This window comes from Gemmatimonas sp., from assembly GCF_041689975.1.
In the GTDB taxonomy this organism is placed as follows: Bacteria; Gemmatimonadota; Gemmatimonadetes; order Gemmatimonadales; family Gemmatimonadaceae; genus Gemmatimonas.
The window spans coordinates 1-17856 of record NZ_JBDNFF010000075.1; the positions used below are offsets into that span (position 1 = coordinate 1).

13 protein-coding genes are annotated in these 17856 nt (G+C 64.4%); 6 read left to right on the top strand and 7 right to left on the bottom strand.

Annotated elements, in window-relative coordinates:
* Positions 1-436: 436 nt before the first annotated feature.
* Positions 437-643 carry a hypothetical protein gene (locus ACESNG_RS05330; RefSeq protein WP_373065254.1) on the bottom strand — a complete coding sequence of 69 codons (207 nt, stop codon included), beginning with the start codon at positions 641-643 and terminating at the stop codon, positions 437-439.
* 141 nt (positions 644-784) lie between these two features.
* Between ACESNG_RS05330 and hemH the strand changes: the two genes are divergently transcribed.
* On the top strand, positions 785-1990 hold the full coding sequence (gene hemH / locus ACESNG_RS05335) for a ferrochelatase (protein ID WP_373068098.1): 1206 nt from the start codon (positions 785-787) through the stop codon (positions 1988-1990).
* Position 1991: 1 nt separating this feature from the next.
* Entirely contained in the window at positions 1992-3197 is a 1206-nt protein-coding gene (locus tag ACESNG_RS05340) for a hypothetical protein (protein WP_373068100.1), read from the top strand.
* Positions 3198-3348: 151 nt separating this feature from the next.
* Here ACESNG_RS05340 and ACESNG_RS05345 read toward each other — a convergent pair whose 3' ends face one another.
* Positions 3349-5013 carry a GNAT family N-acetyltransferase gene (locus ACESNG_RS05345; RefSeq protein ID WP_373068102.1) on the bottom strand — a complete coding sequence of 555 codons (1665 nt, stop codon included), beginning with the start codon at positions 5011-5013 and terminating at the stop codon, positions 3349-3351.
* 113 nt (positions 5014-5126) lie between these two features.
* Positions 5127-7694: an endopeptidase La gene (gene lon / locus ACESNG_RS05350; protein WP_373065262.1), complete on the bottom strand. Its 2568-nt coding sequence runs from the start codon at positions 7692-7694 to the stop codon at positions 5127-5129.
* A gap of 345 nt (positions 7695-8039) precedes the next feature.
* Between lon and ACESNG_RS05355 the strand changes: the two genes are divergently transcribed.
* Both ACESNG_RS05355 and ACESNG_RS05360 read left to right on the top strand, forming a co-directional pair.
* Positions 8040-10145 (top strand): serine/threonine-protein kinase, encoded by a 2106-nt coding sequence (locus tag ACESNG_RS05355; RefSeq protein ID WP_373068104.1) that lies wholly within the window; start codon positions 8040-8042, stop codon positions 10143-10145.
* A 12-nt stretch (positions 10146-10157) separates the two neighbouring features.
* Positions 10158-12530, top strand: a complete 2373-nt coding sequence (locus tag ACESNG_RS05360; protein WP_373065266.1) for a protein kinase domain-containing protein — start codon at positions 10158-10160, stop codon at positions 12528-12530.
* 251 nt (positions 12531-12781) lie between these two features.
* Here the strand turns inward: ACESNG_RS05360 and ACESNG_RS05365 are convergent, their stop codons facing one another.
* From ACESNG_RS05365 to ACESNG_RS05375, 3 genes are all read right to left on the bottom strand, one after another.
* On the bottom strand, positions 12782-13063 hold the full coding sequence (locus ACESNG_RS05365; protein ID WP_373068106.1) for a hypothetical protein: 282 nt from the start codon (positions 13061-13063) through the stop codon (positions 12782-12784).
* Between the two features lie 93 nt (positions 13064-13156).
* On the bottom strand, positions 13157-14011 hold the full coding sequence (locus ACESNG_RS05370) for an alpha/beta fold hydrolase (RefSeq protein WP_373065270.1): 855 nt from the start codon (positions 14009-14011) through the stop codon (positions 13157-13159).
* A 177-nt stretch (positions 14012-14188) separates the two neighbouring features.
* Positions 14189-14587 (bottom strand): hypothetical protein, encoded by a 399-nt coding sequence (locus ACESNG_RS05375; protein ID WP_373065272.1) that lies wholly within the window; start codon positions 14585-14587, stop codon positions 14189-14191.
* Positions 14588-14916: 329 nt separating this feature from the next.
* Here ACESNG_RS05375 and ACESNG_RS05380 point away from each other — a divergent pair, with 329 nt between their 5' ends.
* Both ACESNG_RS05380 and ACESNG_RS05385 read left to right on the top strand, forming a co-directional pair.
* A complete protein-coding gene (locus ACESNG_RS05380; protein ID WP_373065274.1) occupies positions 14917-15978 on the top strand; it encodes a hypothetical protein in 1062 nt (353 codons plus the stop codon).
* A 41-nt stretch (positions 15979-16019) separates the two neighbouring features.
* Positions 16020-17180, top strand: a complete 1161-nt coding sequence (locus ACESNG_RS05385; RefSeq protein WP_373065276.1) for a DEAD/DEAH box helicase — start codon at positions 16020-16022, stop codon at positions 17178-17180.
* A 15-nt stretch (positions 17181-17195) separates the two neighbouring features.
* Here ACESNG_RS05385 and ACESNG_RS05390 read toward each other — a convergent pair whose 3' ends face one another.
* Complete coding sequence (locus ACESNG_RS05390) at positions 17196-17627, bottom strand: Tfp pilus assembly protein FimT/FimU (RefSeq protein ID WP_373065278.1); 432 nt, start codon at positions 17625-17627, stop codon at positions 17196-17198.
* Positions 17628-17856: the final 229 nt, after the last annotated feature.

Sequence of the window (17856 nt, forward strand, 5' to 3'; positions counted from 1 at the left end):
CAGACAAAACGACCCCATTCCCAAAGCACATCGATAACGGACGCCGTTCCAATGCCAAAACGTTGGGACGTAACTGCAGATAATCCAGAACTATTTGCTGCACTGATCAGTAAGAGCTTCAGACTGAGTGTAGTATTCAGCGTTCAGCAACGACGGTGCACAGTGTTGAGCGGGTATCAGTGGTGTCCCAACGCGTTTCAGAGGAGCACGAGTGGGATGGGCTCGACATCAGCGTCCGAATAACCAGGTGGTGGCGTAAGTAGTTGATGGAGCGGGACTTGCTCGTACAGGGCCACACAGTGATCCAGATGTGCGTCTTCACCGCGTGCTCGCTGGTCCCCACCCACTGCATGATGCGCCGGTGCGGCGTGATCCACGGGAAGCACCACTCCACCCGTGAACACGTGGGGACACCATTCATCAACTTTGCTGTTTTTCACGTGCCTTCGCGATCTTCGCGGACTTCGCGGACTTCGCGCGAACGGCAGGGCTGGCGGCTGCCACGGAGCGATCGGAGAGCCAGCTGGTTCTCGCGAAGCTCGCGAAGAGACGCGAAGCACAGCAAAATGATGGAAATGGGAATCGTGCCAACGGACAGGGCGCGGCGAACCACCGCCTCGTCGTTCACGTCGAGACCAGACAAAACGACTCCGTTCCGATGGAAAATCAACCACTGGCACCGTTCTAATCCCAAAACGTTGGGATGCTACTGAGCGGGTATACCCGCTCGATCCGTAATGCTACGGAGGGGTGAACCACGTATTCACCCCAATGGAATGCCGTCGTGCTTGCGTCGACTATTCGTCTCATGACGCCCTCCGATATTCTCCCGTTCCGTCGGCCGTCGAGCGCACACGGACACGCGCACGAACAGCCCCGCTCCGGCAACGGCACCGGCATCGTGATGATGAACCTCGGGGGGCCGGCCACGCTCGACGAAGTGGAACCGTTCCTGCTCCGGCTCTTTGCCGACAAGGAAATCATTCAGCTGCCGTGGCAGAGTGTGCTCGGCAAGTTCATCGCGACGCGACGCGCGCCGAAGGTGCGAAAGTTGTATGCCGGGATCGGTGGCGGATCGCCTATCCTGACGTGGACGACGGCGCAGGGCGAGGCCATGTGCACGCGGCTCGACGAGCTGTCGCCTGACACGGCGCCGCACAAGTTCTATGTGTCCTTCCGCTATGCTCCGCCGTTCGCGGATGATGCGCTGCAGGCGATGAAGGCTGACGGTATCACGCGTGCGGTGGCGTTCACGCAGTACCCACAGTGGTCGTGCTCGACCACGGGCTCGAGCCTGAATGACTTATGGCGTGCGCTCGATCGCACCGGTCTGCAGGATGCATTTACCTGGAGCATCATCGATCGGTGGGGGGAGCACGAGGGCTTCGTGCACGCCATGGCCAGCGCGATCGATAACGGCCTCGAACAGTATCCGGAGCGCGAGCGGGACGACGTGCTTGTGCTGTTCAGCGCGCACTCATTGCCGTTGAAGGTGATCGATCGTGGCGACGCCTATCCCTCGGAGATCGCGGCGTCGGTCAGTCGCGTCGTGCAGGCGGCCGAGCTGCGAAATCCGCACATGCTCAGCTTTCAGTCCTCAGTCGGTCCCGTGCGTTGGCTTGGGCCAAGCACCGAGACGATGATCAAGCAGTTGGCGGCGCGCGGACAGAAGAACGTGCTGGTCGTGCCGATCGCGTTCACCAGCGATCACATCGAGACGCTGTCGGAGATCGATATCGAGTACGGCGAGCTCGCACATTCCCTCGGTATGACCGGCTTCCGCCGCGCGCCGTCGCTGAATGCGCGCGCGGAGTTCCTCGACGCGCTGGCGGATATCGTGAATCGCCATCTGGCGTCCGGGCGGCCGCATAGTTCCCAGTACAAGCAGAACTGCCCAGGATGCACGAACGCCGCGTGTCGCGGTTTGCCGTCCAGGATGGCGCAGACCGCCGCCTGTGAAGTTTCCGCGGAGTCCGCGGCGCGTCACTGACGTGTTCCTCCTGCCCTTCCATGTTATCGGTTGCTCCCACCAACACAACGACATGGATGCAGTGGGGCGCTTGCGTGTTGTCCCCGCGGAGCTACCGGCGCAACTTTTGGCGCTGCGTGCGCTGGGAATTCCTGCGGTTCTGGTGAGCACGTGTCATCGCACGGAGCTCTACTGGTGGGGAGATCATGATCCCGCGGTGTGGTTCGGTGCGCTCCTTTCGGAACATGGCGTCTCGGACGTCCGGCTCGAACACAAACACGCCGATCTCGCGGTACGCCATCTGTTCGCCGTGGCAGCGGGCATGTGTTCGATACGATTCGGTGAGCCCGAAATTCTTGGACAGGTGAGACGCGCGTGGAGCACCTCGCACAAAGCGGGGGCCACCTCTCCGATGATCGACTGCGTGTTCCGGCATGCCGTTGATGCCGCGCGCCACATGCGCGCAGCGATCGGTACGCCGGCCAGCGACTCGCTTGGTATGCGCGTGCGCGACGCGCTGCATGAGCTCGTGAAAGCGCGCGTTCACGTCCCGATCGGATACGATGCGTCGGCGCCATTGCACGTCCTGCTGGTCGGCGCTGGAGAAGCGGCGCGGTCCGTGGTCCTGGCGTTGCGCGAGGGGCGGGAAGTCGGTGCCCCGGTCATCCGCGTCACGAGTCGCACCGACAGTAGAGCCGAGTCGCTGGCGAACGCGCACGGCGCAGCGCACGTGCTCTGGAGAGAACGCGAGCAGGCGATGTCCACATCGGATGTGGTGATCTTCGCCGCGCATTCCACGACGCCGATCGTCACGGCGGTGCAAGCGTGCGCGTTGCTGCGCGAGCGGGAAGCACCGACGATCTGGATCGACCTGGGTGTGCCCTCGAACGTGGGGTCTGGGGCCGAACTGCCGGCGTCCGTGCAGTACGTGGATCTTGAAGGGCTGGCCATGTACGCGGGCGAAACCCTTCACGCGGCCGATGTCGCGGCACGCGCCACCATCGCGTTGCAACGCGAACTGGCCCGATTCGCCGGTGTGATAAACCGTCGGCAGTTGGGTGCCCGACTGGCCCTGCTCGAACAACGGGCGGTTGTCGCGGCGCGCGCGGCGCTCGAGTCGCACACGCTCTCGGCTGGCACGGAGTCGAGCGCCGAGCAGGCCGCCGATGTCATGGTGCGCCGGGTGACTCGCCTGCTGCTGCGCGAGCTGACGGCGCTGTCCGCGTAGAACGCCTGGGCACGCTCGCACTTCGACGGCAACAGCAACAGACGGAACACGGATGACACGGAACGCACCGAAAGGACACGGATAAGCAGAACGGCGGCAAGAGGAAAACGAAGCGCCGTTTGCTTATCGGTGTTGTATCCGTCCATCGGTGCTATCCGTGTTCCGGCTGTTGCGAACTCGCCTCCGCGAAAGTCCGTCCACGTTGCCGTGCCGACGCCGCGGCAGCGACGCGATCGAGGGCCAGCGGGAAGGCGCGCAACGCATCTGGCGCATAGTGCCCCATCAGGCACACCTGTAGCCAGTTCCGATCCCTCAGGTAATCGCTCTCGAAGCTGACCAGCCAACCGGCAGCACGGAGTTGCTCGCCGATGGTACTCACCTGTTCGCCTGACGGGGGCAGCAACGTATGCACCGCCGGCGAAGCGTGATCGGCGGCCGCCAGTACGCGCCACCCGCGTGACTCCATTGCGCGTCGTAGCCTCGCACCGTCCTTCGCGATTCGCTGGAAGCGTGCAGGCCAATCGATCTCGGTCAGCGACGTGCCAAGTGCATCGAGTAAATTCGACGACTGCGTGAACGGAACGCCCTGCTGTTCCACCGCGAAGCCGAGATCGAGATAGCGCGGAATGTGGTTGCTGGCTGAACACGTCTGACTATCGTGAAATACGATAGCGATGCCGGAGAACGCCGAGAGGGCTTTCCCACTCACTGCGCTGGCCATCCACACGTCGCGCAACGAGAGCGGTACCGTGCCGAGACTACTGATGACGTCCAACGCCATCCTGGCGTCGTGGATCTGCGCGATCGACGTGAGCGCGGTGAGGTCGTTGATGACGCCCGTTGATGTCTCGCCATGCACAGCCCAGAGCCAGCGTGCCCGCGTGCTATGCATCGCTCGCGTGATCGCGCCGTAGTCCAGTGCGTCACCCCATGGTGCGCGCACGACAGTGTGCGGGAGCCGCATGCGCGTAGCATGATCGACGAGACGGTCACCGAACTCGCCGTTGCTGGCGATCACCCCGGGCGCGTCGAGCAGCGAGAGCTGGGCGGCCACGACGTCGTTGGCGAGCGTGCCGGACCCCATGAGCATCGTCGCGTGACGCGCCTGCGCCAGGTCGCACAGCTGTTGCTGTACCGCGCGGTATTGGGAACGGAACGACTCCGTGCGATGCGACATCGCGCTACGCTGCATGGCGCGTTGAACGGCGATGCTGATGCCGACCGGCCCGGGCAGAAAATTCGCACCGGCGCTTGGCGCTTCGGCACCGTTGTTGAGCGCCTTCGGCCAGGTGAACACTTCCTCCGCCGTGATGTACATCGGCTGGTACGACGCCTGCTCGGTACCGATGAGCGGACCGAACGCGTGGAAGCCGAGGTGCCGGTAGAGACGCAGTTGACGCGTGGTACCCGACATGATGCCCAAGTCGAAGCCGTTGGCCAGAAAGTGCCGCGTAATGAAGCCGACAAGCTGCGCAAAGACGCGACTGGCTCGAAATTCCGGCTCGACGGCCAGCAAGCGGATCTCGACCGGCGTGCGCCCGGCAGGAAGGTAGTCATCGACGCTGCCCAGCTTCTGGTCAAGCGAGAAAGGCCGCTGTGTCCGTCCGCTCACCATGCCGACGATTCGGCCGCTCAGTTCGTAGACCGCATACACGTTCTCTTCGTGGAAGCGATCGACATGACGCCGTCGGGCATTGGGCGCATGCTGGGGAATCTCTTCGACGAAGGTCCGGTAGTTCAACGCATGGATCGCATCGTCGTCCGCCTCGGTGGCCAGACGGACGGTGCCGCGCATGGACTGGTGGGGCGTAGTCATAAAATCAACCTGCGCCCTCGACCACGGGAAGGGAATAAGTCACATGACCCAACACGGGGGCGACAGGCCAACCCGGCCCACCGCCCCCCCACTCCGTACTCCCTACTTCATTTTTAGACGCCGACGAGCTCTTCCACCGCTTCCGCCGCCATACGCCCCTGATCCACCAGCGCGATGGCGAGCACTTCGCGCATCGTCTCTACGGGGTGGAAGATGAGTTGCTGTCGCACTTCGTCCGGCACGTCCTCGAGGTCCGCTTCATTGGTTTTCGGGATGATCACTTCCTTGATGCCGGCCCGATGGGCGCCGAGCACTTTTTCCTTCAGGCCACCGATCGGCAACACGCGACCACGTAGCGTGATCTCACCGGTCATCGAGACATCGCGTCGCACCTTGCGGTTCGACATTTCGCTGACGAGCGCCAGCGCAATCGCGATGCCGGCACTGGGACCGTCCTTCGGGATCGCGCCTGCCGGGACGTGAATGTGTGCCTCGCTGGCCGACGCCACACGGTTGGCCGGAATCCCCAGCAACGCCGCGTTGTTCGTGGCGTAGGTCAACGCGGCTCGCGCGCTCTCCTTCATCACGTCGCCCAATTGACCGGTCAGAATCAGCGAGATCGGACCCACGCGCATGACTTCGCCGCCATCGTCGCTTCTGGTCGATGCGGACGCACCACGACGAATGCTCGCCTCCACGAACATGATGTCACCACCCATCGGCGTGTAGTACATACCCGTTGTAATACCGACCTCGTCGTGCTCGGCCACATGTTCCGGGTGCACCTTTGGACGTCCCAGCAGCTCGCGCACTTCCTCGCTGCTGATCACTTTGTCGTCGATCGTGGCCGTATCACCCATCGCGACCCGGCGCGCGACCTTGCGCGCCACGGCCCCGAGCTGACGCTCCAGCTGACGCACACCGCTTTCGCGTGTGTACTCGCTGATGACCTTCGCGACGGCATCGTCGGTGAATTTGAGATCTCGCTGACCCAGTCCCGATTCCTCGAGCTGACGCGGTATCAGATACGTCTTCGCGATTTCCGACTTTTCGCGCTCAGTGTAGCCGCTGAAGTCCACGACTTCCATACGGTCCAGTAACGGACCAGGGATGTTCTGGATGGAATTCGACGTGGCGATGAACAACACTTCGCTCAGGTCGAACGGCACGCCGAGATAGTGGTCCGTGAACGAGTCGTTCTGCGCCGGGTCGAGCACTTCCAGCAGTGCGCTCGAGGGATCGCCCTGATACGACGTGCCCAGTTTGTCCACTTCGTCGAGGAGAAATACGGGGTTCTTGCTGCCTGCCTGCTTCATGCCCTGAATGATCCGGCCCGGCATTGCGCCCACGTAGGTACGCCGGTGTCCACGGATATCGGCTTCGTCGCGCGCACCACCGAGCGCTACGCGAACGTACTCACGGCCCAGGGCGCGTGCGATGGACTTGGCGATACTCGTCTTGCCTACGCCCGGCGGACCGTTGAAGAGCAGGATCGGGCCCTTGGCCATGGCACGAGCCTTGGCCTCCTTTGCATCCGTGATCTGCCGGTCGCCGTTGCCGTTCCCACTGCCGAGGGTGGCGTTCGCGTCGCTGGTGTCTCCCTTGATCTTCGACACCGGAAATTCACCCGTATTCGCGACCTCGGCGGCGATCTGCTGCGCGCGGAGCTGGCGTACGGCCAGGAATTCGAGTACGCGATCCTTCACGTCCGTGAGACCGTAGTGATCCTCCTCGAGAATTTCGCCGGCGCGCGCGAGTTCGAGGTGATCATCGGAGCGATTGCTCCACGGCAACTCGGCGATCCACTCCAGATACGTGCGGATCACCTGCGCTTCCATGGACTCGCGACCCGCGCGTTCGAGCCGACCCAATTCGCGCTCCGTTTCCGCGCGTGCTTCCTTCGGCAGTACGAGCTTGGTCAACTTCTCGCGCAGCTCGGTGATCTCCTTCGACTGATCGTCGTCGCCGAGTTCCTTCTGAATCGCCTTGAGCTGCTCGCGCAGGAACATCTCGCGCTGTCGCTCGCCCAGTTCCTCCTGGACCTGCGACTTGATGTCTTCCTGTGCTTCGAGCAAGCCGATCTGGCGCTGCACGTGCACGAGCACGCGACGCAGGCGCTCTTCCACTGAGAGCGTCTCGAGGAGCCCCTGCTTCTCGGGTACGGTAAGTTCGATGTAGCCGGCCACGAGGTCGGAGAACTTGCCGGCATCGTCGACCGAGTCGAGGACCTGATGCACGACTTCCTCAGGAAGACCGCGCTTCTCGCCCAATTCGGCGGCGCGCTCTCGCGCTTCTTTGTGGAGTGCCTCGAAGGCGGCGTTCTTGAGGTCGAGTGGCATCATCTCCTCGGCGGGGACGATCACCGCTTGGAGGTACCCGTCTACCTCGGCGTACTGCAATGCCGTGGCGCGCTGCTCGCCTTGCAACAGAAGCTGAACACCGCCCAGTCCACGCTGGATCTGGCCGATGCGGGCGATGACGCCCGTGGTGAAGAGAATGTCCGACGTCGGCTCTTCCGTGTTGTCGCGCTGGGCGACGGCAAAGACAAGCCGATCTCCCTTGAGCGCCGTTTCGATGGCTCTCAAGGTGCCGGGGCGGCCCGCCGCGATTGGTGCGGTGATGCCGGGGAACATGACCGTCCCGCGAAGCGGCAGGACGGGAAGCGTTTGGCGCTGGCCCATGACGTACGATCCTGTTGAAGAGGGATACCGTCCGCCGTAGCGCAGGTTTCACACCATCGGGATTACGTCATCGCGGCAGGGTTTGCAAGCAGACTGGGGCAGCCGTGCCGAGTTGACAGCCCACATGGGTCGGCGATCCGCCGATTTGTCGGTCTTTGGATCCGGAGGGACTCTGCAGTCAGGTTGACCGATATGCCGTTTTGTCCACAACGGGTGCGAGCCGCGTTGCAACTCCGGGCGACCTCGGGCCGTACGGCCAGTGACGAAGAGACCGAGGGATGCTGTTGCCGGTTTCTTTCCGGTGCTACACTAGACGCACCACGTGATTTCCCCGATCCCACACGAGTGCCTGATTCCGTAGTCCCATCCACCGAAGATGCTGAACTGCGCGCCCATGTGGAGCAGGCGCTCAGTGCCACCTACGAAGTGGACCAGGAAATCGGTCGCGGTGGGATGGGCATCGTGTATCGGGCCCGCGACAAGCGCCTCAAGCGGTTCGTAGCAATCAAGTTGCTTCCGCCGGAGCTGTCGTTCCGGCGCGATATCCGTACGCGCTTTTTGCGCGAGGCGGAGACGGCGGCGCAGCTGAGTCATCCGAACATCGTCCCGATTTATTCGGTTGACGAGGTCGGGAATCTCGTGTTCTTCGTGATGGCCTGCATCGACGGCGACAATCTCGCCACCATGTTGCAGAAGCGTGGTCCGCTCCCCATCGACCAGGTTCGTCGCTGGCTGCACGAAGTAGCTGACGCGCTGGCATTCGCCCACGCGCGCGGTGTCATTCATCGGGATATCAAGCCCGACAACATTTTGCTGGACAGCATCGACGGCCGAGCGCTGGTCACCGACTTCGGGATCGCGCGCGCCGCGAGTGACAGCGGCGAGACGTCGCGTCTCACTGCCACGGGCATGGCGATCGGTACTCCGGCGTACATGTCGCCGGAGCAGGCCTCCGGTGATCGCGACCTCGACGCGCGCAGCGATCTGTACTCGCTGGGCATCGTGGCGTATCAGATGCTGGCGGGCGAGCCGCCGTTCACCGGCGGTACGACACCGGCCTTGCTGGTGAAGCATCTGGCCGAGGTGCCGGTGCCGGTGTCGTTGCGCCGCCCGGATACGCCCGACGATTTGTCTCAGATCGTCATGCGTTTGCTGGAGAAGAACCCGGAGCATCGCTTCCAGAGCGCTGGCGAGATGGTCACGGCGTTGAAGACGGGTGTGGTGCCGCCGCCGACCAATCCGGCCGCGCCGCAGCAGCGCACCGGCGCACCAGTGCGATTCACTGGTGCGCCGATCGGTGGCATGGCGATGGGTGGTACGCGGTCGCCCAATCCTGCGGCGCCATCGGTGCCGTACACGCCGGCGCCGTACACGCCACCGGCCTATCAGTCGCCCACGTATCAGTCACGCACGGCGGCGACACCGCAGGCGCCGCCGTATCCGCTGTACCAGCAGCAGCCGTCGGGCGACGATGTGTACGTGGCCACGGCGGAAGACGAGGCACGCTGGTTCGCCCCGCCCGTGGTGGCGTTCCGCCGCAAGCTGGCTCCATATCTGTTCGTGAACGGCGCGATCCTTGTGATCAGTATCTTCACCGGCGGCGACATGCTGGGACTGACCACGCTCTGGACGGTCTACATCGCGTGGAAGTACGCCAAGCTCTGGGCTGACGGCTTCGATTGGACCGATGTGCTCAAGCAACCCAAGCACCGGATGCTCGGCGAGGTCCTCTCCGATCTTGGCGACAAGTTCATGGCGACGTTCAGCCGGAAGAAGCGCGAAGAATTGCGCGCGCAGGGCCGTCTGCGGAATCGTCTTGATGGTGTGTTGTCGTCGGCGCCGTCGGCGCCCGTCAGGTTTCACCGTGGCGCGGCGTCGCCCAATGCGCCGGCGCGCGATGAAGAGCTTGGCGAGTTCGTCGCACTCGTGAAAGCGGCGCGCGCCGATCGCGAAGAGATCGGCCGACTCCTGGGAACGCTGCCGGCCGACGAGCGCGGGCGGATTCCCGATGTTGCGCGCACGGCCATCGATTTGGTGAACAAGGTCGAGATGATCGCCCGCGATATCACGCGGGTGGATCGCGAACAGGGGCCCGATGCCGCGCGGCGCATCGACGCCGAAATCGGGGTGCTCGAGGCCGAGGCGAATCCGCTCGATACGCAGCGCAGCGAAGGACGCGTGCGCCGGTTGGCGCAGCTTCGGCGTGATCGTCGGGCTGTTTTCGATATGGTGGCCAAGCGCGAGTTGCGTCGCGGCCAGCTCGATAGCTGCCGTATCGCCCTCGAGAATGTACGTCTCGATCTCGTGCGCCTCCGCACCGGTAACAGCTCGGTGCAAAGCGTGACGCTGGTGGCGGAACAGGCTATGCAGCTCGCGCGCGATGTCGATATCGCGGTGCAGGCCGCCAACGAAGTGCGCGAGGCGACATCGCCGCGCCCCGGTTCGGCGTAAGGCGATCGAACGATGCCCGACGGTCAGCGAGCGGCCCTGAGGGCGGCGGAGGCAGAGGCCGAATCGAATCTGCTGCGCGACCGCGTCACAGCGGCCGTCGGCGACTTGTATCTTATCGAGCAGGAAGTCGGTCGTGGTGGCATGGCCGTGGTCTATGCCGCCGAGGACGTGCGCTTGCAGCGACCGGTCGCGCTCAAGGTGTTGCCCCCGGAGCTCGCGTTTCGTGGTGATGTGCGCGAGCGCTTCGTACGCGAAGCGCAGACTGCGGCGCGGCTGAATCATCCGCATATCGTGCCGATTTATGCCGTACACGAGGTAGGCGGGTTGGTGTGCTTCGCGATGGCGCTGGTGAAGGGTGAGAGTCTGGCGGCGCGCCTCGTACGCGAACCGCGACCGTCCTTCGAGTACATCGCGCATACGCTCGAGCAGGTGGCTGACGCCCTGGCGTATGCGCATGCTTGTGGCGTGGTGCATCGCGACGTGAAACCGGACAATGTGTTGGGCGACAAGGATTCCGGTCGCGCGATGGTCACGGACTTCGGGATCGCCCGGGCGGCGGAAAGCGGATCACGGCTTACACAGACCGGAGTCGCCGTGGGAACGCCGGCGTTCATGAGCCCTGAGCAGGCCACCGGCGACCGCGAGATTGATGGACGCAGCGACATCTACTCGCTGGGTGTCGTCGGATATCTCATGCTGGCCGGTCGACTGCCGTTCGAGGCGACCACGACGCCAGCGATGCTGATGAAGCACGTGAGCGAAACGCCAATGCCGATTCGCGCGGTGCGTCCCGATGCCCCGTTCGCGCTGGTGGAGATTCTCGAGCGTTGCCTGGCCAAGCGGCCGCAGGATCGCTGGGACAATGCGATGCAACTGCGTGATGCGCTGCGGAAAGCACAGCGTGACGGCTCACTGCAGACCGGTGCGCACCGGGGCAGTGCACCGCCGCCGCAGGTAACGGCGCCGGTGAGCTACAACGCGCCGCAGAGTGGCCGCAGCGCGGAGCCTCGTGCGCCGGACCCTCGTGAAGACGCGCGCTATGGATATCGGTCGGAGGACTGGGCGCCGCGAGCTGTCGTGGCCCCGGCGCCGGCACCACGTTCGTATCCCGCACCCGGCGCGCTGCCGCCGATGCCGGCATTGCCGCCGCTTCCTCCCGGTGCGCCGCGCGAACAGATGAAAGCGTGGAATCGTGCGCAGAAGGACGCGATGCAGGATTGGCGCGTGGCCATACGACAGCAACGCCGCGACGTGCAGTCGCAGTGGAACGATCAGTACGGTGACGCCACCGCCGCGTGGCGGAGCGACGACGACGTGATCGAGCGATTCAAAGGGCAGATGCTCACGACCGCGGGGTTGATCGTGTTCCTCAGCGTGATCAATGCGACGACCAGCCCGGGCTTTCCGTGGGCTATTTTCCCGGCGATGGGCATGGGGATGGGGGTGCTCGGCCGCTACACCAGACTCCGTCGTCGTGGTATTACGTGGGGACGCATCTTCGGGGACGACACCACGCCGAAGTCCGATAGCGATCCGCGCAGCAAGCCGGCGCGTATCGCGGAGGCGTCGCGGGCGTTCGTGAAGCACGCGAAGTGGCTCATGGGCTCGGCCGTCGCGTCGCTGGGCAGCCTCGTGATCGGCGCGTCGCTCGAAATCAGTCCGATGGTGATTCCCATGGTAGCCGCCGGTCTCGCTGCACTGGCCAGCGTGCAGCTGCTCGCGCGCGATTACATGCGCCTGCGCCGACTCGGCGTGTCGGCAGGCGACGCGTGGAACGGCTCGTGGGAAGCCATCGCCGAGCGTTCCGACGACCGTCCGTACGAGGTGAGGATGCGCGAGCAACTCGCGCTGGTGGCCGGCGATCAGCTGCTGGCGTCGGCGTATGGCGAGTTACTCCGCAATGCGGTGGATGATCGGCTCACGATCAAAGACGTCACGTCGAAGCTGAGCGACGCCGACGGGTCGCTGGTGCCCGACGTCGAGCCCACCGCCGATGCATTACTGGAGCGTATCAGCGCGCTCGCCAACGGACTCGAACGACTGCAACGCGATCTGCCCACCGATGCGCTCACGCAACTCGAAACCCGGGTGGCGTCGGTGCAGGCAGAACCGGAACAAGCCCCCGACCGGGAGCGCCGGCTCACGCTGCTCACCCGGCAGCTTTCGTCGTTGGAGGAGCTCGTCGCGCGACGCGAAACGATGCAGCGCCAACTCGAGAGTGCGTCGATGGCGCTGCGGTCATTGCGTCTCGATATCGTGAAGCTGCGCACAATGGGCGTCGGCTCGGCGATCGACGATGTCACGAACGCGACGCAGGAAGCGAGAGCGCTGTCGAGAGACCTGGGGCACGTGATCAGCGCGGTGGACGAAATGCGGAGGCTGTGACTGCGCATCGGTTTCAGTCCAGCGCTCATTCGCCAGCGTCAGCGATCCGACTTTTAATAGTGTTCAGAACTCAGCAACGATAGTGCACCGTTTCGAGTGATTTGATGGTGCGTGACCGCGCACGTCGCGATGAGTGCCAAACCGCTCGGCACTGTGCACTATGGTTGCTCGTGTCTGAACACTATACAAAGTCTGATGTCTGTCTCTGATCATGCTGAGTTCTGCACTCTGAATCCGTACCTGATCCGCGCTCAGTATTCCCGTTCCTCGAATTCCGACACCAGCGTCGCGTGCCCATGTCGCGTCGCGGCGTCCGTACCTTTTTCGCACGCAGCGCGTGCTTCGTCGCCGCGGCCGAGCGCGTGCAGCGTATCGGCGTACCGCAGCCAGCCGTTGCCTTCATCATCGTGTATTGCCAGATACGCGCCCAACTCCACTTCGGCCTCGTCCAGCAGGCCGGCCTTGAGCAGTTCGTTGGCGAGACCGAAGCGGGCGAGCGGATTGGACGGCTGTTTGGCGGCCATGGCGCGCATAGTGGCGAGGCGATCTGTCATGAAAATCGGGCGGTTGGAGGGGTGTGAACTGACCGAGGCGGAACATCTTTGTCGATCTCCTCCCCCTACAGATCAGCGGGTCAGGAGTTCCGCGACGAGCGCGCCGAGTCGGTCGGGCGCTTCTTCGGGCGCGACGTGCGCGACGCCGGGTAGTTCGCGCCGTTCGACACCTTTGGGCGCAGCAAGGAGAAGTGCTTCGCCGAGCTCGAGCGCTCGGGCTGCCGGGACGAAGGGATCGCTTGATGCGGTGGCGAACAGTACGGGGCAGGCGATCGCTCCCGGCATGAGGGCCTCCGTCGTATCGCCGCGCGACGCCGCGAGGGCCGCGAGCTGTGCGCACGCTGACTCGCGTCCGTCCCGGGTGCGAAAACTTTTCAGGTAGAGATCCAGTGAGCGCGCGCCGACGTCGCGGTGCGCGTAACACGGCAGCAAGGCTGTGTGAAGCGCCGACGCCAGCCACCCCGACGACAGGCGGCGCCAGAGTGGAAGGAACGGCACCAGTCGCGCCACACGGCGACTCAACGCCACGTCGCCGGGCCGGCACCCGATCATCGTGGGATTCACGAGGAGCAGATGCGCGACGCGCTCCGGGTGCTCGTGGGCCACAACGGTCGCGATGGCGGCACCCATGCCGTGTCCCACCAGCGACGCCCGATGAACGCCAAGCACCTTGAGGAGTGCGGCCACGCGCATGGCGTGTGCGGCCACCGTCATGGAGTGGGTCCCGGGCGGGTCGCTGCGTCCGTGTCCAAGGAGGTCGAGCACCAGGACCCGGTGTCCTTTCGGCAGACGCGGGAGCACGTCCTGCCACAGATGGGACGAGGTGAACGCCCCATGGATCAGCACGATCGGCTCGCCGGCGCCGCGTTCGCCGAAGGCGTAGCAATAAAGGCGCACGCCTCCCAGATCGACGAACTCGCCGCGCATCAGTACCGCGTGCGGGAGTACGGCGGTCGCGCCACACGGAGTGGCGAACGGAGGCGAAAGCGCGCAGACATGAGTCGCGGTTAATCTCGACGGAACGGCGCGGTGGAACAAGCGATCCAGCAAAGCGGGGGCTACCGATTGGCACCCCCCGCTGTGTGCTACATGCTGCGGTGTCGGTCAGAAACCGCCGCGACGACCCTGCGGCATGGCTGCGATGTTCTCGTCGAACTTCTTCTTCTGTTCGTCGGTCAGCCCGGCCTTCAGCGCCCCGTTGCGTTCGGCGTTCATTTTCTGCATCGACTCGCGCATGGCAGCCATGTCGCCACCACCGTTGCGGGCCGCCATCATGGCTTCCTGCTGCTTCTTGCCGGCTTCGAGCATGACCGTATCGATCGTGGCCGACTGCGCGGCCGTGAGCGTGATATCCTTGAACAGCATTTCCTTTTGGCGCGTCATGCGCTCGGCGGGTGACATCTGCATGCCACCAGCACCACCACCGCCGCCACCCTGGGCATAAGCGGGCACAGCGATCGCGAGGGCAGCCGCAGCGACGAACAGGCGGATCGTGTTCTTCATGATCAGGGAGTCTCGGTGGGTCGTTCGGCACGGTCCATGGCGCGGTCGCGCCGCTGACGTACCTCACACGCTAGACGCAAAAGCGTGCAGGAGTGTTAAGACGCCAGGGACGAGATAGATGAGGCCGTCTTTAAAACGGTGCAGTTCGTCCTTCACCCTCTGGCGGAACGTGTTTCAAGGGGTACAATTGCAGAATTGTGACCCTCCCGCCCCCGATCTCGCCGCTACCAGTGCCTGATTCGCAGCCGGTCCCTCCGGATGTGCGCCTCTCGCTGTACCAGCCGCTGCCGGCTCCACCGCCGCCAACGCGGGGACCCGTGACGGTGCCCATGAGTTGGCTGCTCCGCACCGCGTCCTCGTCGGTACAGGTTCGCGCTACGAGGGCGTTCTGGCCCAAGGCGGCCGCGGAACCCGGCTGGGCCACGATGCCTTACGCCAGTCGGCAGGGCTGGCACCTGTTACTCATGCAGGATGGGGACGGACAGTGGCCGGGGGGCATGCTCACGGTGCCGGCGGGGTTGTCTCTCGAGGGCATCGGGACTATTCCCGCCTATCGCCGGCTGCTGGAGCTGGGCTGGGATCCCGAGAGCCTCGCCCTCAGCTCCACCAAACGGTTGCTGTTCCGTCTCTTGGCCGAGGATGACGACCCGTCGTTTCTGGCCGAGCTGATGCCGACGGAATGGGATGGCGACCTGATTCAGCGGGGGCGTCTGTTGCTGCGCGAGGCCGCGGCGGCGGCGTTGGCGCAGGCGGGTTACGAGAGCGATCCGCGGCTCCGCGGTGCGGCCCGCCGCTTGGTCGACCGGGTCATGACGTTCCTCAGGTCTCCGTTGGCGCAGAAGCCGTGGATGCGCCTGGGCAACCAGCATGTACTCCCGGCGGAGGTTACGGCGCCGTCGTACCATCTGCTGGTGATGCTGGCCTACATGCCGCTTTTCCGGAGCGAGCACTACGAGTTCATGGACCGGCTTTTCACGTACCTGACGCAACCCTGGCCCCGCCAGCAGCCCGTGCAGCAGGTGGGTCCGCATCTACTCGAGCAACCGCATCTCGTGTTGGGAGACCTGCTACCCACCCGGAATGCGATGGATGCCGACATGGCGTCGTCGCTGGGGTGGCTCGAGATCATGGCGCGCCTCGGCTACCTGAAGAAGCATGACGGCTGGTGCAAGCTCCTCGATCGCTTGCTCGACGACCGCGACCGGAAGCACGTGTGGACCCCACCGCGCTCGGTCGTGATGCCGGAACGCGTGCCCGCGTGGTCCTGGCCACTGCTTCCGCTCTCTGATCCGACCTTCGGCGAATCCGTAGATTCGGCTTTTTCGGCCGACGTCACCTTCCGGCTCGCCCTCATCGCCCAGCTGTGCGGTCGAGAGATTGAGCTGGTCTAGGCTTCCACGACGGCTTGACCGATTAGCTTTCCGGTCAACACATGACTGCAATCGACCCTGACACGCTGATCGACGATATTACGTTCGCCGATCTGGGCCTCGCCCAACCCCTGCTCGCCGCACTCTCTGATGCCGGCTATGAGCGTCCCACGCCTATTCAACGCGATGCCATTCCGGTCGCGCTGAAAGGGCGCGACTTGATCGGTCTTGCTCAGACGGGCACCGGCAAGACGGCCAGCTTTACGCTGCCGATGGTGCATCGACTGTTGGGCGGACCACGCCGGACGCGCGTACTGGTACTCACCCCGACCCGTGAGCTCTGTCTCCAGGTCGAAGAGAGTGTGCGCAAGTACTCCAAGTACGCGCCGGTGGATGTGATTCCGGTATTCGGCGGCGTCGGCTACGAACCACAGGAACGCGCGCTGCGGGCCGGCGTCGATGTGGTCGTCGCCACGCCGGGACGTCTCCTCGATCACCTCGAGAAACGCAACGTCGACTTCTCGTATCTCGAGACGCTGGTGCTCGACGAAGCGGACCGCATGCTCGACATGGGATTCGCGCCGCAGCTCAATCGCATTGTCGAGCAGGTGCCGCGTTATCGGCAGACGTTGCTCTTCAGCGCGACGATGCCGCCCGAAGTCGAGGCGCTCGCGCGGAAGTATCTCCGCAAGCCCGTCGTGGTACAGGTCGGTCGGCGTTCGTCAGCCGCGACCACGGTGACGCACGCGGTGTACCCGGTGCCGCGTCATCGCAAGAACGATCTCCTCGTGCATCTGCTCACCAAGGAATCGCACGATTCGGTGTTGGTGTTCACGCGCACGAAGAGTGGCGCGGATCGCGTGGTGCAGGATCTCGAGAAGGCGGGCGTGAAGGCCGGCGCGATGCACGCCGACAAGTCGCAGCGCGAACGCCTGGCGGCGCTCGAAGACTTCAAGTCAGGGAAGTTGCGGGTGCTCGTGGCCACCGACATCGCACAGCGCGGTCTCGATATCTCGGGGATCACACACGTCATCAACTACGACGTGCCGCAGCAGCCGGAAGACTACGTGCACCGCATCGGTCGCACCGGCCGCGCGGCGAGCACGGGCGACGCGTACACGTTCATGTCGGCCGAAGAGATCGGAATGGTGCGCACGATCGAGCGCACGATCGGTCAGGAAATTCCGCGCGTGAGCGTGCCGGGGTTCGATTTCGGCACCTGAGTCCGCTCGACGGCGTCATCGTCGTTGCACGCGCCCGAGCCTCGATACCGTAATGGTGTCGGCTCGGGCGCTTCGTGTAAGCACGAGTCGCAGATTCGCGGCGCCGACGCCGAGGCCCGAGGGGGCGTAGCTGAGCGAATCGCGGGTGGCCTCGAGGGTGAGACCACTGCCCTGAAAGTCACCGACGGCGATCGTATCGCGTCCCACGTGCACGACGACGCGCGTGGCCGCGACATCGAAGCGCACGGCGGTGCGGTCGCCGGTGGCGATGGCGTGATCGCGCGCGAGCGCGAGCAGGTCAACCGTTGCCTGCGCCGCCATCGCGACGTCGAGCGCGGCAAACAGCGTACCTCCGGAGGTCACGGCGAGCGCGGCCAAACCGCCGGTGAGCACGAGCAGCCACAGCTGCTCCACGAGCGTCGCGCCGCGGCGCGGACGCCATTGCACGGCTGCGGCCTGTGGTGTGGAACGGCGTCGGTGATGGGCCACGTGATGGGCCGCAGGTAGGTGTGAGGGGGTGTGGGGCGCTGGTGTCGGTGACATGTGGGCAGGGTGTCGTGGAGGGGCGCGGTGTCTGAATCCTTGAGCATCGAGACACTCACCGCGTTGGATCACACAATCAGTCCGCGGCCGTCGAACACTGTCATCCGAACTACGCCGCCATCATCCTCGCATC

Coding starts and splice junctions, on each gene's coding strand:
- ACESNG_RS05345 (WP_373068102.1), bottom strand. CDS start 5,013: ATGACTACGCCCCACCAGTCCATGCGCGGCACCGTCCGTCTGGCCACC.
- lon (WP_373065262.1), bottom strand. CDS start 7,694: ATGGGCCAGCGCCAAACGCTTCCCGTCCTGCCGCTTCGCGGGACGGTC.
- ACESNG_RS05360 (WP_373065266.1), top strand. CDS start 10,158: ATGCCCGACGGTCAGCGAGCGGCCCTGAGGGCGGCGGAGGCAGAGGCC.
- ACESNG_RS05365 (WP_373068106.1), bottom strand. CDS start 13,063: ATGCGCGCCATGGCCGCCAAACAGCCGTCCAATCCGCTCGCCCGCTTC.
- ACESNG_RS05370 (WP_373065270.1), bottom strand. CDS start 14,011: ATGCGCGGCGAGTTCGTCGATCTGGGAGGCGTGCGCCTTTATTGCTAC.
- ACESNG_RS05375 (WP_373065272.1), bottom strand. CDS start 14,587: ATGAAGAACACGATCCGCCTGTTCGTCGCTGCGGCTGCCCTCGCGATC.
- ACESNG_RS05380 (WP_373065274.1), top strand. CDS start 14,917: ATGAGTTGGCTGCTCCGCACCGCGTCCTCGTCGGTACAGGTTCGCGCT.
- ACESNG_RS05385 (WP_373065276.1), top strand. CDS start 16,020: ATGACTGCAATCGACCCTGACACGCTGATCGACGATATTACGTTCGCC.